We start from the raw sequence: 15,747 nt of genomic DNA, 5'->3' as shown, positions 1-15,747 counted from the left end.
AGGCTTGAGATTGACGGAGTCAAGACCAGGGTAAGGGAAAAGAAGGCGCATAATCCGGAATTCGTGACATAGATATGATGGAAATGTGAAAAAAGTTTGAACATCGATGCTCGACTATGGTATAGTGGATGCAAGAAAACACTTACAATCTTGAACGGGATGTGACAAGCATGGCTAAAATGATGTCCGTGAAACCGGTACAGCAAACGAAGAATGCGGTCGATCGTCTCTTCCAATTCATGAATATGATGGCGTGGACCTGCTTGCTGATCGGAGTCGTGACCTCCCTTTGGAACATCACCCACTTTAGCGATACGAACATGACGCTGATGGTCGGCATCGGATTCCTCATCGGCAGCGTGTTCATCTATACGTCCGGAGCAGCCCTTCACCTCGTCTCCCACAAGCTCGAGCAGCTGGAGGATCGACCGGAAGACCGTTTCTGACCCCTGCAAGAAGCCGCGCCAGCGCGGCTTCTTTTTTTTTTGAACTCAAGACCTCTTTTTTGAAGACAAAGATGGGGGTGCCCCCTTGAAATTGTTCGGCAGTTTGAGTATGATAAAAACTGTTATTAGCACTAGACTCCAACGAGTGCTAATAAAATGACAAATTTCGATCAAGGAGGCTATTTTTTCATGATCAGACCTTTGGGTGAACGCGTATTGGTTGAACCGATCGCCAAGGAAGAGACGACTGCGAGCGGCATCGTGCTGCCTGACACGGCAAAAGAGAAGCCGCAAGAAGGCAAAGTCGTAGCTGTAGGCAGCGGAGCTCTGAAGGACGGCGTTCGCGTCGAGCTGGAAGTGAAGGTCGGCGACCGCGTTCTTTTCTCCAAGTATGCAGGCACGGAGATCAAGTACGAAGGCAAAGAGTATTTGATTATGAAAGAAAGCGACATCCACGCGATCTTCGGCTAAGCTGCATCGGCTTGCCGGCGCTATAGAGGCTCGGCTTTCATACTTAGGACCACAATCCAATCATCACTCGGGAGGTAACGAACGATGGCGAAAGAAATCAAGTTCAGCGAAGACGCTCGCCGCGGCATGCTGCGCGGGGTGGATGCTCTGGCGAATGCAGTAAAGGTGACGCTCGGACCGAAAGGCCGCAACGTCGTGCTCGAGAAGAAATTCGGCAGCCCGCTCATCACCAATGACGGCGTATCCATCGCAAAAGAGATCGAGCTCGAAGATCCGTTCGAAAACGCGGGCGCTCAGCTCGTCAAAGAAGTCGCGACCAAGACGAACGACGTCGCCGGCGACGGCACGACGACCGCGACGGTGCTCGCCCAGGCGATCATCCGCGAAGGCCTGAAAAACGTGACGGCGGGCGCGAACCCGATCGTCCTGCGCAAAGGCATCGAAAAAGCGGTCCGCGCTGCGGTCGAGGAGCTGAAAAACATCTCCAAGCCGATCGAGGGCCAGCAGTCGATCGCTCAAGTCGCTGCGATCTCCTCCGGCGACGAGGAAGTCGGCCAGCTGATCGCCGAAGCGATGCAGAAGGTCGGCAACGACGGCGTCATCACGGTCGAGGAGTCCAAAGGCTTCTACACCGAGCTTGAAGTCGTAGAAGGCATGCAGTTCGACCGCGGCTACGTCTCCCCGTACATGATCACCGATACGGACAAGATGGAAGCGGTGCTCGACAACCCTTACATCCTCATCACCGACAAGAAGATCTCCAACATCCAGGAGATCCTGCCGGTGCTCGAGAAGGTCGTCCAATCCGGCAAGCAGCTGCTGATCATCGCGGAAGACGTGGAAGGCGAAGCCCAAGCGACGCTGATCGTCAACCGTCTGCGCGGCACGTTCACTTGCGTCGCCGTCAAGGCTCCTGGCTTCGGCGACCGCCGCAAAGCGATGCTCGGCGACATCGCCGCTCTGACGGGCGGCCAAGTGATCACCGAGGAGCTTGGCCTGGACCTCAAGTCCACGACGGTCGAGCAGCTCGGCTCCGCTCGCCAGATCCGCGTGACCAAAGAGAACACGATCATCGTGGACGGCGCCGGCGACAAGACGGACATCGAAGTCCGCGTGAAGCAGATCCGCGCCCAGCTGGAAGAAACGACGTCCGACTTCGACCGCGAGAAGCTGCAAGAGCGTCTGGCGAAGCTGTCCGGCGGCGTAGCCGTCATCAAGGTCGGCGCTGCGACGGAAACCGAGCTCAAAGAGCGCAAGCTGCGCATCGAAGACGCTCTGAACTCCACGCGCGCTGCCGTTGAAGAAGGCATCGTATCCGGCGGCGGCACGGCTCTCGTGAACGTATACAGCGCCGTTGCGGCTCTGGACGTGACCGGCGAAGAGAAGACCGGCGTCAACATCATCCTGCGCGCTCTGGAAGAGCCGGTCCGCACGATTGCGACCAACGCAGGCGTAGAGGGCTCCGTCATCGTCGAGCGCCTCAAAAAGGAACCGGTCGGCATCGGCTACAACGCCGCTACCGGCGACTGGGTCAACATGTTCGAAGCCGGCATCGTCGATCCGACGAAGGTGACGCGTTCCGCGCTGCAGAACGCCGCTTCCGTAGCGGCTGTCGTCCTGACGACCGAAGCGGTCGTCGTCGACAAGCCGGAGAAGGATAAGCCGGCCATGCCAGACATGGGCGGAATGGGCGGCATGGGCGGCATGATGTAAGTGCCGGGCCAACTAGCCTGATCCAGCAAGAGAAGAAGACGGGACCTTTCGAGGTCCCGTCTTTTTTTTAATTCGGCTCTATGTTGCTGGCTCTGCTGGCGCGTTTCGCATCCGCGCAAGCCGGATCGCTTTTAGCACAACCACTGATTTATGATCAAAAACCTCTCCCGTATGCATGGAAACGAATGGATAACGATTTTACAATAGGGACTAGACACGGGAAGGAGGTCAGCGGTCAAGCTGGAGCAACACGTCAATTGAAAGCGCAACCATTCATACGGCGAGGGGAGCTTGGATATGACGAAACGATTCAAACCCGGAAGGCGAGCGGCCGCGATCGGCCTGGCGGCGACGATGCTGGCGACGGGCGCGGCTTCTGGCGCAGGGGCATCCGCGCAGCCATCGGCTGCGGCGTCCGCGAGCGCGACTGCCGGTAAATCGCATTCGCCCGCAAAAGCGAGCTACCAGATGGAGTATCTGGACCGCGGGCTTGTCGCTGCGGCGACGTCGGAGGGGGTGTTCCTGAGCTGGCGCCTGCTCGCGGGAGAGGAAGGGGCGGCCCGCGCGGGCAAAGATGCCGGCACGACGTTCCAGGTTTACCGGGATGGGCGCAAGCTGGCGGAGGTGAAGGACAGCACGAACTACGTGGACCGCGGCGGCTCGGGCAGCTCGGCGTATAGGGTCGTCGCCGTACGCGGCGGCAAGGAGAGGAACGAAAGCGCGTCCGTCCGACCATGGACGAACGCCTATCTGGACCTCAAGCTGCGCAAGCCGGCGGACGGCGTCACTCCGGTCGGCGAGGCGTACACGTACAGCGCGAACGACATGAGCGTCGGCGATGTCGACGGGGACGGGCAGTACGAGTTTTTCGTCAAATGGGACCCGTCGAACTCCAAGGATGTGTCGCAGATCGGCTATACGGGCAACGTCTACATCGACTGCTATCGCCTCGACGGCACGCTGCTCTACCGCTATGATCTCGGCGTCAACATCCGGGCCGGAGCGCATTATACGCAGTTCCTCGTCTACGATTTCGACGGCGACGGCAAGTCGGAGATCATGTTCAAGACCGCTCCGGGCACGAAGGTCACGACATATGCGCCGGACGGCAGCGTGCGCAAGGAAGCCTACGTGACGATGCCGAAGGCGGACGTCTCGGCCGGATACAGCCATCAGGACGACTATCGCTTGAGCAAGCAAGGCTACTACGATCATGTCGTGAAGCTGTTCCGCGAGTGGCATCAGCAGCCGGAGGTCAAGGACGGCAGCTGGCCGGCGACGCTGGAGGAGGCTTTCGGCATCGAGCCGAAGTTCAGCTACCCGCTCTCTTTGGAGGACGCGAGAGAGCTGGCCGATTACTTCATGGACGTGTACGCGCCGGCGCGCAGCGCGCGCAACAATTTGCGGGCGTTCGAGGGCTTCATCGTCGACGGTCCGGAATACTTGAGCGTATTCGACGGGCGGACGGGAGCGGAGCTGCAGACGATTCCGTACAAGCCGGGCCGGGAAGACGACGGCCTGCGCTGGGGCGATTACGCGATGGCCCGGATCGAGCCCGGCAACCGCGTCGACCGCTTCCTGGCCGGCGTCGCTTATTTGGACGGCAGCAAGCCGTACGCCGTGTTCGCCCGCGGCTACTACACCCGCTCGACGCTCGTTTCCTACGGCTGGGACGGCAAGCGGCTGCGAGAATACTGGTACGTGGACAGCGGCTGGACGCCGATGACGAATCCGTTCAACGACGGTCCTCACGGCCGCGACGGCACGGATCCGGAGTTCGGCTCGCTGACGACGCAGGGCTTCCACTCGATGAGCGCGGCCGACGTGGACGGCGACGGCAGGCAGGAGATCGTCTACGGCTCGGCGACGATCGACGACGACGGCTCGCTGCTGTACAGCTCCAAGGCGCTCATGCCTGCGGAGAGCGCCCAGCCGGGCGAGACGGCTCGTCTCGGCCATGGCGACGCGATGCATGTCGGCGATCTGGATCCGCAGCGGCCTGGCCTCGAGATCTTCACGGTCCACGAAGGCGGGGCGTACGCGCCTTACGGCTATGCGATGCGGGACGCGGCGACGGGGAGCGTGCTGTGGGGCGGCTACACCGGCAAGGATACCGGCCGCGGCATGGTCGGCGACGTCGATCCGTCCCAGCCGGGGTACGAGGCCTGGGCCGGCGTGCCGCTCGCTCCGGCGGGGGCGCTGTGGAACGCGAAAGGCACGCAGATCGGCAGCAAGGCTCCCGGCACGAACATGAGCATCCGCTGGGCGGCGGACGGCACGACGCAGATCGTCGACGGTGCGATCGACGTCACGCCGACGATCCAGGACTGGCGCCGCGGCACGCTGCTGACGGCTGAGGGGACGAAGACGAACAACGGCACGAAGGGCAATCCGGGCCTCGTCGCCGATGTCTTCGGCGATTGGCGCGAGGAGCTGCTCGTCCGCACGGCGGACAGCTCCGCCATCCGGATCTACCTCAGCACGGAGCTTGCGAGCCGCAAGCTCGTGACGCCGATGCTCGACCCGCAGTACCGGGCCGAAGTCGCGCGTCAGAACACGACCTACAACCAGCCGTCGTATCCGAGCTACTATTTCGGCTCGGACATGGATTGGTCTGCGGTCAAGTCGGCGTCGATCCGGCAGCCGGGCCTGCTGGCGCAGCTCGGCCGGCAGCTGCAGCACTATGCCGGAGCAGGCGAGCTGTCGGGGCCGATCGTGAAGCAGCTTGAAGCGTCGTGGGAGCAGGCTTGGCGGCATGACGAAGCCGGCCGCGCCGAGCAGGCGGCCAAGGCGCTGGAGAAATTCCGCATCCAGCTGGAGAAGAGAGGCTCCAAAGACAAAGTCTCCCGCGCCGCAGGACTGAACTTGGGCGATCTGGCGGAGCAGCAGCTGGAGCAGTGGAAGAAGCGCTGAAGCAAGGACGGACGGGCATGCCGCATAGCGGCAGCTGCAAGGGCGCCAGGGCTCCGGGGCGATGCTGCATGAAGCAGGCCGCAAGGTCAGCAACGACATGCCGCATGGGCAGCCGCAAGGTCAGCAACGGCATGCCCTATAGCGACAGCCGCAGAGGCGGTTCGGGGAGGCCGGTTGATTCCGGCCTCCTCTTCCTTTACGATGGGTCATATCGCAAAAGGAAGAGGAGGGGCAGACCATGCCGCCTAGAATCGTCCGCTCCGTCACGGAGCTGATCGGGGACACGCCCGCCGTGCGGCTGAACCGCCTGGCCGGCCCGGAGCTGGCCGAAGTCTGCGTCAAGCTGGAGAGCTTCAATCCGAGCGGGAGCGTGAAGGACCGCGCCGCCGCCAATCTCATCCTTGAAGCCGAAAAATCCGGACGGCTGCTGCCCGGCGGCACGATCATCGAGCCGACAAGCGGCAACACCGGCATCGGACTGGCGATGAACGCGGCCGCGCGCGGCTACCGCGCGATTCTCGTCATGCCGGACAACGCGACCAAGGAGCGGATCGGCATCCTCCGCGCCTATGGGGCGGAGGTCGTGCTGACGCCGGCAGCCGAGCGGATGCCGGGCACGATCCGCAAGGCGGAGGAGCTGGCCGCCGGCATCCCGGGAAGCTTCATCCCGCAGCAGTTCGAAAACCCCGCCAACCCCGACGCGCATCGCTTGACGACGGCCGCGGAAATCTGGGAGCAGATGGACGGCCGGCTGGACGCCTTTGTCGCGACGGCCGGCACGGGCGGCACGATCACCGGCACCGGGGAGGAGCTGAGGCGCCGGCTGCCCGGTCTCCGCATCGTCGTCGTCGAGCCCGCAGGCTCGCCGGTGCTGTCGGGCGGCGAGCCAGGACCGCATAAGCTCGTCGGCACGAGCCCGGGCTTCGTGCCTGCCATCCTCAACACGTCCGTCTACGACGAGATCGTGCAGGTGCAGGACGAGCAGGCGCTGGAGACATGCCGGCGGCTGGCGCGCGAGGAGGGGCTGTTGATCGGCCCGTCCGGCGGAGCGGCCGTCTGGGCGGCGCTGCGGGAGGCGGCCCGGCTTGGTCCGGGCAAGCGGGTGCTCTGCATGGCGCCGGACAGCGGCGAGCGGTATTTGAGCATGGGCGTGTTCGACGCCCCATGATCGCAGCCGCAGCCTCAGCCGCGAGCGCCCTTCGGCCTCCGCATCGGCAAGGCGGAGCGGGATCGCCGCCGCAGCCGGGCTAAAAACGCAAAAAGGGACGAAACGGAGTCTGGCTCCGGTTCGTCCCTTTTGCTTTTATGCGGATGGACAGCTTGGATCGTTCGAGCTGCCTTGGAAATGGCAGAACAGAGAGCGGCGGGAACGGAACCCTCTTGGAGAAGCGGGAGCGGTTCCCTTGATGGCCGGATTCCATCCTTTTCGGGAAGGGAGATCAAAGGAATCTGGGCATCAGCGGAATCGGAAAGAGGGTCCGTGCCCGGAGCGGCTTCCGGCTCGGACAGGCCCTCCCCAATCTCGGAGTCAATCTCCGCAGGCCCGCTTCCGCCTGAACCCTCAAGCCTGAACCGGCTCCTCAAGAGCCGGTGCGGATCTCCTCCATCGCTGCGGCAGGACGCAGGCGACGAAGCGGGGAGCGGCTGTAGCGGAACTCTCCGGCTCCGAGCACGGTAAGCTTCTCGCCCGTGCCCTCGATCGTCGAGCCGTCGGCGACATAAGCGCCCTCGCCGACGATCGCGCGGTGCACATGCACGTCTCGGCCGATCCGGGCTCCGGGCATGATGATGCTGTCCGTAATCGTGCTGCCTTCTCCGACCTGCACGCTATGGAACAGGATGGAGCCTTCGACCGAGCCTTGGATGCGGCAGCCGCGCTGCACGATCGAGTTGGACACCTCGCCGCGTCCTTCGACGTAGACGGCCGGGCTCAGGTCGAGGGACGGCGTGTACATCGGCCATTCCGGACGGTTCAGGTCGATGACGCCGTTCAGCAGATCCATATGGGCTTCCCACAGGCTGTCCGGCGTGCCGACATCCTTCCAATAGCCTTGGAAAGGAAACGCGACGACGCTGCTGCCCTCGGAGAGCAGCTGCGGAATGATGTCCTTGCCGAAGTCATGGGAGGAGCGGCTCGACTCGGCATCCTTCACCAAAGCTTGCTTCAGGTCGGCCCAGCGGAAAATATAGACGCCCATGGAAGCGAGGTTGCTCTTGGGCTCGGCCGGCTTCTCGGCGAACTCGGTCACCTGCAGCCGCTCGTTCGTATTCATGATGCCGAAGCGCGATGCCTCGCTCCACGGCACCTCCTTCACCGCGATCGTCGCAGCCGCGCCGCGCTGGCGGTGGAACGTGAGCATTTCCGTATAGTCCATCTGATAGATATGGTCGCCGGAGACGATCAGCACATGCTCCGGATTTTCCTTCTCGATGAAGTCGATATGTTGATAAATGGCGTCGGCCGTCCCGACGTAGCCGTTCTTTTCATCCTTAGAGGAAAGCAGGTCGATGCGGGCGTTGTCCCAAGCCCGTCCGTCCGCGATATGCTGCGTGATCGACTGCTTCATATATTGGCTCAGCACGCCGATCCGGTTGATGCCGGAATTGACGCAGTTGCTCAGCGGGAAGTCGATGATGCGGTAGCGGCCTCCGAAGTGCACCGCAGGCTTGGCGAGTCGATTCGTCAGAGGGGCGAGGCGTTTTCCTTCGCCTCCGGCAAGAAGCATAGCAAGGCAAGCATTCGATTGGATCATTAGGCGGTACCCTCCATTTTTTCGCTCGGAATATCATGTCTAGGTTATAACTAAACGGCACGGAACACTTTGAAACCGAATGAAAACAAGCGGGCCAAGCGGCCCGAGGAGCGACGAAGCGGCGCTTCGGCTGGACTGGCCGCGGCGGAGAAGGTCCTGAATGTTTCATGAGCCGCAAGGCAAGGGTAGAGATGCCTAGGCTGAGGACAGGCCGCCGCGCTGGCGGCTTCCCGATAAGACCGACTACACCAAACTGGAGGGATTTTCAATGAAACCAAGCATTCAAGTTGTCGAGAACGGCACGGACGCGATGTCGGCCGTACGGGAACTGAACCGTCGCGGATATGGTCGGGATGAGATCTATGTACTGGCGCATGACAAGGATCAGACGGATCGGCTGGTCGAAAATTCCGATGCGAACAAGATCGGCATGTCCGAGGAGGGCGTATTCGACTCCATGGCCAATATGTTCCGCTCCCGCGGCGACGAGCTGCGCTCGAAGCTGGAGTCCGTCGGCTTGACGGACCTGGAGGCGGAGCGCTACGAGGAAGTGCTCGATCAAGGCAAGATTCTCGTCATCGCCAAAACCCACTGACCGTCGCCTTGCCCGCCCCGGAGCGCCTAGCGCTTTCCGGGGCTTTTCCGCGTCTCCCGATGCCAGCGACAGCCGGATCCCCGAAATCCCCCCTTCCACTCGCTTGTTTAAGAGGATTAAATATTCCGATCTCGAAGATCGGTTATCCCGATGTAAATATTCCCCATCCGCAGATCGATTCCCTTTATCTGACAGAAAAAAATGGCCTCGCGGCTTCCGGTGTACGGACTGCCGACCCGCAGGTATACTGATAGGATGGGAATTTCGGTTTTGGGGAGGAAGATGCAAGCATGAACGAAATGATTCCGTCCGCGGCCGCTCCGTCGATACCGGTCGTCCTGCTGGGCGGCTTTTTGGGGAGCGGCAAGACGACGCTGCTCGCCCGGCTGGCAGAGCGGTTCCGCGAGGAGGGCAAGCTGGCCGCCGTCATCCTGAACGAGCTCGGAGACGTCGCGTTCGACGAGCTGCCAGCGGGCGGCATGCCCGTAAGCGAGCTGCTGAGCGGCTGCATCTGCTGCTCGATGAAGGCGGATCTGACCGCGGAGCTGCTGCAGCTGGCCGACCGCAGGCCGGATGTGATCCTCGTCGAGGCGACCGGAGCGGCCAATCCGCTGGAGCTGGTCGAAAACGTCATGGAAGCCTCGCTGCATCGCCCGCTCCATCTGGCTGCCGCGATCGCCGTCGTAGACGGGCCGGGACTGCTGCAGCTGCGCAAAGGAAGCCGGCGGACGTACCGGCTGCTGACGGACGGCATCCGCTGCGCGACGCATCTGGTGCTCAACAAGGCCGACAAGCTGCACCCGGAGGAGCGGGTCGAGCTGGAGCAGCTGCTCCGCGAGCTGAACGGCCGCGCGAAGCTGGCCGTGACGGTGCGCGCCGCCGTCCCGGACGGCTGGCTCGACGGCCTGGACGCCAGCGGCAGGGCGATCGCCGGCGAGGAGATCCGCGAGCGCCGGCAAGCGCCGGACGGAACGTCTGGCTGCGGCTGCGGAGAGACGCATGCTGCGGGGCACGCCTGCGCGCACGGAGAACGGCATGAGCATTTGCTGGCCGTCTCCTACTACCCGGAACGGCCGTTCGACAGCGTCGCGTTCGAGCAGCTGCTGAGACGGCTGCCCGATGCCGTCTACCGGGCCAAAGGCATCGTCACCTTCGCCGACACGCCGAGCCGGTATCTGTTCCAGTATGCGTTCCGCGAAGCCGATTTCGTGCCGACGGCCTCCGCCGCGCCCGATGCGATCGTCTTTATCGGAGAGCATTTTTCCCGCGAGGAGCTGCTGCGGGAGCTGGCGGAGCTGGAGCGGCTCTGATTCGCCGTTCCGCCGGCTTTTTTCGTGCGCCTTGAGCTGTTTCGCCGCCCGAATCTCGTGGTAAATGAAGGAATCAAGCAAGAAACGGAAGATTCCACTTACGAGGAGGAAGGCGCATGAAACGGATCGTCACTCTGGTTGCCGCTGCTTGCCTGCTGATGACGGGGGTTACGATCGGCGTGCTCATGCGCCCCGCTTATGCGCCTTCTCCGGCGGTCGCCGTCGGACCGGCGGTGGCGGATGATTCGAATGAGGCTGCGGTCCGCGCAGCTTCGCCGGCGTACTCGGCCTTTTTGCAGGACGAGGCCGCTATGTCGGCGGAGCCGGCGCTGGATTTCAGCGAAGTGAATGGAGTGGGCCTCTCCGACGCCAAGGAGCAGGTCGTGACCGAGCTCGGCATCCCGCAGTCGGCGCAGCGCGACGAGCTGCTGCCCGAACAGACGGCGTGGACCTATCCCGGCATGGAGGTCGGCTTCACCGGCGGCAGCGTGGAGTATGTGAGCGTACCGGCCGGAGAGGGGCGGATCGAGCTCGAGAGCGGCAGCCTGCCGATTTCGCTCGAGGGATGGACGGAGGCGTTCGGCGAGCCGATGTTCACGGCTGACGACGGCGTCGGTTATGTCGACGAGCGCGGCTTCGCCGCCAAGCTGTTCCTCGAGCCTCTCAGCGGAGAGCTTGTCTCGATCGACTTTTTCTGGTCCTCTCCGCAGCAATAAAATAAATGTCGATTCCTCTGTTTCAATAGGCTCGGAAGCGGGTATTTCAATTTCATAGGATGTTGAATCGACTCGGTCGCTGCCTCTGGAGGTTGCGGCCGCTTCGTGCGTACCTGGGCAAATAGCCATATTTTTGTTGCGGATTCGGGGTGACGATCGCTTCGCGGCTCCTGTAAAATAGATGGGAAGGACCGCTTTTCGTCAAGATCAATAGTCGTATAACGATATTCATAGAATGATAGTCCTATAAAGAGGGGAATCGGTGAGCACCTACATGAAAATCCGGACGAAAGTTCAGATCGGCTTCTCCCTGCTGCTGGCGATCATCATCATCCTCAGCATCGCTGGCGTGCGGAACCTGTTCAGCATGAGCGACCAGCTCAACGAGATTTACGACGACCGCTATACAAAGGTCTACGTGGCGACGGACATGCGGGGCAATGCGAACAATGTGGCTAAATTCATGGTCAACGTGCTGACCGTTCCGACGGCCCAGACGGTCGAAAACAATCGCGCGAACATCGAGGCGATGCGCCAGAACGTCCTGGAAGGCATCGAAAGGCTCAAATCGCTGTCGGCCAATGCGTCCGAGATCTCCATGATGGAGGATATCACAGGCTCAGCCGCCAACTTCTTCGGCTATGTGGACCAGGCGCTCTCGCTCGTGAGCTCCGGCAAGGGCGCCGAGGCGGTCGCGCTGCGCGAAGCGCAAGGACTGGAATTCCAGGAATCGCTCGTCGCCGATATCGAAAAGCTGTCGAGCTACCATCGCAACGCCCTGACCCAGCTCGTGGAGCAGACGCGCGCGGACAACGAGGCGACGACGAACATCATGGTCGCCCTGACGGTGGCAGGCGTGCTGGCCGGAGCGTTCATCATGGCCTGGAACACGAAGTCGCTCAATCGCGGCTTCCGCGGCCTGTCGGCGATGATCGCCGGCTTCGCCCAAGGCGGCTCGACGGCGGAGTCCCGCCGGCTGGCGGAGAAGCAGGAGGGCGAGTTCAAGGAAGTGACGGACGCCTTCATCGCGCTCGCCGACGATCTGGATGAAAAGACCGAGGCGGAGAGAATCTACAACCAGAATATGCAGGAGCAGACCTGGCTCAAGACGAATCTGGCCAACGTCACCGTGGAGGCGCAGGGCATCACCGACCTGGACCGCCTGTCGGGCAAGCTGGCGGAGCTGATCGCGCCGCTGACCGGAGCGACATATGCGGCGTTCTATGTGCGCGACCATATGGGAGACGCCCAGACGCTGACGCTGCGCGGCAGCTATGCCGGCATGGAGGGCGGCCGGATGCGTTCGGTCATCCGTCTGAACGAGGGCTTGACGGGCCAGGCGGCCGCCGACGGCCGGGCCGTGCATCTGACCGAGGTGCCGAGCGATTACCTCAAGGTGTCCTCCGGCATCGGCGAGTCGGCCGTGCGCGAGCTGCATATTCTGCCGCTTCATTATCAGAACAAGGTCATCGGCGTCATCGAGCTCGGCACGCTGCAGACGTTCACCTCGATCCATCTGGATCTGCTGAAGCAGATCGGCGAATCGGTCGGCATGGTGCTGCACAATCTGTTCGGGCGCATCCGCATCGAGGAGCTGCTGCGCGAGTCGCAGACGATGAGCGAGGAGCTGCAGTCGCAGTCGGAGGAGCTCATCAGCCAGCAGGAGGAGCTGCGCAGCTCCAACGAACGGCTCGAGGAGCAGACGAGAGCGCTCAAGTCTTCCGAGGAGAAGCTGCAGTCGCAGCAGGAGGAGCTCGAGCAGACGAACGAGGAGCTTCTCCAGAAGACGCATATGCTGGAGCTTCAGATGAAGGAGACGCAGAAGCGCAGCCAGCAGATCGAGCAGACGCGCGACGCGCTCGAAAAGCAGACCGTGCAGCTCGGCCTCGCGTCCAAGTACAAGTCGGAATTCCTGGCCAACATGTCGCATGAGCTTCGGACTCCGCTCAACAGCCTGCTGATCCTGTCGCAGATGCTGTCGGACAACAAGGAAGGCAACCTGACGAAGAAGCAGATCGAATTCGCGACGACGATCCACGGCTCCGGCTCGGATCTGCTGAAGCTGATCGACGAGATTCTCGACCTGTCCAAGATCGGCGCGGGCAAGATGGACGTCGTCACCGAGCATGTGCCGATCCGCGACCTGGAGCAGTATGCGCTGCGCAGCTTCCAGCCGCTGAGCGCGCAGAAGGATCTCGTGTTCGAGACGAAAATCGACGAGGACGTGCCGACCGAGCTGTTCACCGACAGCCATCGGGTCAAGCAGATCCTTCGCAATCTGCTCTCCAACGCGTTCAAGTTCACGAGCCAGGGCTCGGTCGCCCTGCATATCCGCAAGGCATCCGGGCCGGAGCTTCCGGAGCAGGCCGAGGGCGAATGGATCTCCTTCGAGGTGCGCGATACCGGCATCGGCATTCCGGAAGACAAGCAAGCGATCATTTTCGAGGCGTTCCAGCAGGTCGACGGCACGACGAGCCGCAAGTACGGCGGCACGGGCCTCGGCCTCGCGATCAGCCGCGATCTCGCCAAGCTGCTCGGCGGCGACGTGAGGCTGACGAGCAAGCCGGGAGAAGGCAGCTCCTTTGTCCTCACCTTGCCGGAGTTCCATATCGTCAAAAGCCTGACGGAACCAGCCGAGTTCGATGCGGGAGCAAGCTTCGGGGGCATGAGCGAAGCGGCCGCCGCCCTGTCGCCGGGCAGGCCGGCAATGCCGGCGCCGCGCCGTCAGGCCGACGAGCCGGTCCGCGTGCTGCAGGAGGTCGAAGACGATCTGGAAAACCTGCAGGAGGGCGACAAGGTCGTGCTCATCGTCGAGGACGATGTGGCTTTCGCCAAGGTGCTCGTCGACATCGCCCGCTCGCGCGGCTTCAAGGCGATTACGGCCGGACAGGGAGACAAGGGCTTGTCGCTGGCGAGGACGTATGTTCCGGACGCGATCCTGCTCGATATCCAGATGCCGGTCATGGACGGCTGGTCGGTCCTCCATCATCTCAAGAACGATGCCGATACGCGGCATATCCCGGTGCATCTCATCTCGGTCATCGACGAGGTGCAGCAGGGGCTGTCGCTCGGCGCGATCGCCTATCTCAAAAAGCCGGTCACCAAGGAGCATCTCGACAATCTGTTCACGCAGATCGGACTGTTCCTGGAGCGCAACCTGAAGCGGCTGCTCATCGTCGAGGACGATCAGGCGCAGCGGCTCGCGATCGAGGAGCTGATCGGCCACGACGACCTCGTCATCACCGGCGTCTCCTCGGGCAAGGAAGCGCTCCGCGAGCTGACCGAGCATCGCTACGACTGCATGGTGCTCGACCTCGGGCTGCCGGACATCAGCGGCTTCGAGCTGCTGGACCAGATCCGGCGCAACGAGGAGCTCCACGATCTGCCGATCATCATCTACACGGGCCGGGAGCTCGACAAGCGCGAAGAGATGATGCTCAAGAAATATGCCGAGACGATCATCGTCAAGGACGTGAAGTCTCCGGAGCGCCTGCTCGACGAGACGACGCTGTTCCTGCACCGCGTCGAGGCCGATCTGCCGGAAGACAAGCGAAGCGTGCTGCGCAAGCTGCACAGCGTCGAGACGATTTTCGAAGACCGCAACGTGCTGATCGTCGACGACGACATCCGCAACGTGTTCGCGCTCTCCAACGTGCTCGAAGGCTACAAGATGAACATCATCTATGCCGAGAACGGCCGCGAGGCGATCGAGCAGATCGAGAAGAACCCGGATCTCGATCTGGTGCTGATGGATATCATGATGCCGGAAATGGACGGCTACGAGGCGATGAGGCTGCTGCGGGCGGACAGCCGCTTCGACAAGCTGCCGATCATCGCCGTCACCGCCAAGGCGATGAAGGGCGATCGGGACAAATGCATTGAGGCAGGGGCCAGCGACTACATCGCCAAGCCGGTGAATGTCGACCAGCTGCTTTCATTAATGAGGGTGTGGTTGTATAAATAACAGCAAGCTTCGTCCAAGCGAGGCGGACGAGAGGGAACAAGTCGAGATCGAGCTGCTGCTGGAGGCGATGTACCGGCTGTACGGGTACGATTTCCGCAATTATGCCTATGCCTCGATCCGGCGCAGGATCTGGCATCGCGTCCATGCCGAGAGGCTGGCGACGGTGACCTCCCTGACCGACAAGATGGTCCATGACCGCAGCTGCATGGAAAGGCTGCTGTCCGATCTGACGATCCATGTCACGGAGATGTTCCGGGATCCGGAAGTGTTCCGCTCGTTCCGCGAAAATGTCGTGCCGCTGCTCAAAACCTATCCGTTCATCCGCATCTGGCATGCCGGCTGCTCGACAGGCGAAGAAGTCTATTCCATGGCGATCCTGCTCCACGAGGAAGGACTGCTCGAGAAAACCCGCATCTATGCAACGGACATGAGCGCCACCGTGCTCGACGTCGCCCGCCAGGGCGTCTTCCCGATCGAGCGGATGCAGCAATATACGCGCAACTATCAGGACGGCGGCGGCAAGGAATCGTTCTCGGACTATTACATGGCCCGGTACGAGTCCGTCATTTTCCAAAGCTTCCTGAAGAAAAATATCGTCTTCGCCCAGCATAATCTGGTAACGGACGGTTCGTTCAACGAGTTCCACGTCATCCTCTGCCGCAACGTGATGATCTACTTCAACAAGGAGCTGCAAAATCATGTGCACGGGCTGCTGTACGACAGCCTCAGCATGTTCGGCGTGCTGCTGCTCGGCACGAAGGAGTCGATCAACTTCACGCGGCATGCCGACAAGTTCGACGAGCTGGACCTCGTGAACCGCATCTATCGCAAGATCAAGTAGCCGCACGTTCAGAGAGGGGGGGAAC

General features: G+C 61.9%; 11 protein-coding genes. 10 read left to right on the top strand and 1 reads right to left on the bottom strand.

What is annotated here, in order from left to right; translation table 11 throughout:
• Positions 1-170 precede the first annotated feature (170 nt).
• The 5 genes from H582_RS0124110 to cysK all read left to right on the top strand — a co-directional run bounded on the left by H582_RS0124110 (position 171) and on the right by cysK (position 6,711).
• Positions 171-446 (top strand): hypothetical protein, encoded by a 276-nt coding sequence (locus H582_RS0124110; RefSeq protein ID WP_043111998.1) that lies wholly within the window; start codon positions 171-173, stop codon positions 444-446.
• A gap of 189 nt (positions 447-635) precedes the next feature.
• Entirely contained in the window at positions 636-917 is a 282-nt protein-coding gene (gene groES, locus H582_RS0124105; RefSeq protein ID WP_028600589.1) for a co-chaperone GroES, read from the top strand.
• An 84-nt stretch (positions 918-1,001) separates the two neighbouring features.
• Positions 1,002-2,630 carry a chaperonin GroEL gene (gene groL, locus H582_RS0124100; protein ID WP_028600588.1) on the top strand — a complete coding sequence of 543 codons (1,629 nt, stop codon included), beginning with the start codon at positions 1,002-1,004 and terminating at the stop codon, positions 2,628-2,630.
• A 297-nt stretch (positions 2,631-2,927) separates the two neighbouring features.
• Positions 2,928-5,543: a rhamnogalacturonan lyase gene (locus H582_RS29415; protein WP_052333623.1), complete on the top strand. Its 2,616-nt coding sequence runs from the start codon at positions 2,928-2,930 to the stop codon at positions 5,541-5,543.
• Between the two features lie 238 nt (positions 5,544-5,781).
• Positions 5,782-6,711: a cysteine synthase A gene (gene cysK / locus H582_RS0124090; protein ID WP_028600587.1), complete on the top strand. Its 930-nt coding sequence runs from the start codon at positions 5,782-5,784 to the stop codon at positions 6,709-6,711.
• A gap of 412 nt (positions 6,712-7,123) precedes the next feature.
• On the opposite strand, the gene H582_RS0124085 is transcribed toward cysK, so the two are convergent.
• Positions 7,124-8,296, bottom strand: a complete 1,173-nt coding sequence (locus tag H582_RS0124085) for a glucose-1-phosphate adenylyltransferase (RefSeq protein WP_240479076.1) — start codon at positions 8,294-8,296, stop codon at positions 7,124-7,126.
• A 268-nt stretch (positions 8,297-8,564) separates the two neighbouring features.
• Between H582_RS0124085 and H582_RS0124080 the strand changes: the two genes are divergently transcribed.
• From H582_RS0124080 to H582_RS0124060, 5 genes are all read left to right on the top strand, one after another.
• Positions 8,565-8,891 (top strand): YflT domain-containing protein, encoded by a 327-nt coding sequence (locus tag H582_RS0124080; protein ID WP_028600585.1) that lies wholly within the window; start codon positions 8,565-8,567, stop codon positions 8,889-8,891.
• Positions 8,892-9,181: 290 nt separating this feature from the next.
• Positions 9,182-10,201 (top strand): CobW family GTP-binding protein, encoded by a 1,020-nt coding sequence (locus tag H582_RS0124075; RefSeq protein WP_028600584.1) that lies wholly within the window; start codon positions 9,182-9,184, stop codon positions 10,199-10,201.
• Between the two features lie 116 nt (positions 10,202-10,317).
• Positions 10,318-10,917 carry a hypothetical protein gene (locus tag H582_RS0124070; protein ID WP_028600583.1) on the top strand — a complete coding sequence of 200 codons (600 nt, stop codon included), beginning with the start codon at positions 10,318-10,320 and terminating at the stop codon, positions 10,915-10,917.
• A gap of 274 nt (positions 10,918-11,191) precedes the next feature.
• Positions 11,192-14,881: a response regulator gene (locus H582_RS0124065; protein ID WP_028600582.1), complete on the top strand. Its 3,690-nt coding sequence runs from the start codon at positions 11,192-11,194 to the stop codon at positions 14,879-14,881.
• Positions 14,874-15,722, top strand: a complete 849-nt coding sequence (locus tag H582_RS0124060) for a CheR family methyltransferase (RefSeq protein WP_028600581.1) — start codon at positions 14,874-14,876, stop codon at positions 15,720-15,722. Before H582_RS0124065 ends, H582_RS0124060 begins: the two co-directional genes overlap by 8 nt.
• Positions 15,723-15,747: the final 25 nt, after the last annotated feature.

It is taken from the genome of Paenibacillus pasadenensis DSM 19293 (assembly GCF_000422485.1).
Taxonomy (GTDB): Bacteria; Bacillota; Bacilli; order Paenibacillales; family Paenibacillaceae; genus Paenibacillus_O; species Paenibacillus_O pasadenensis.
This window is presented reverse-complemented; position numbering and strand designations above follow the sequence as displayed.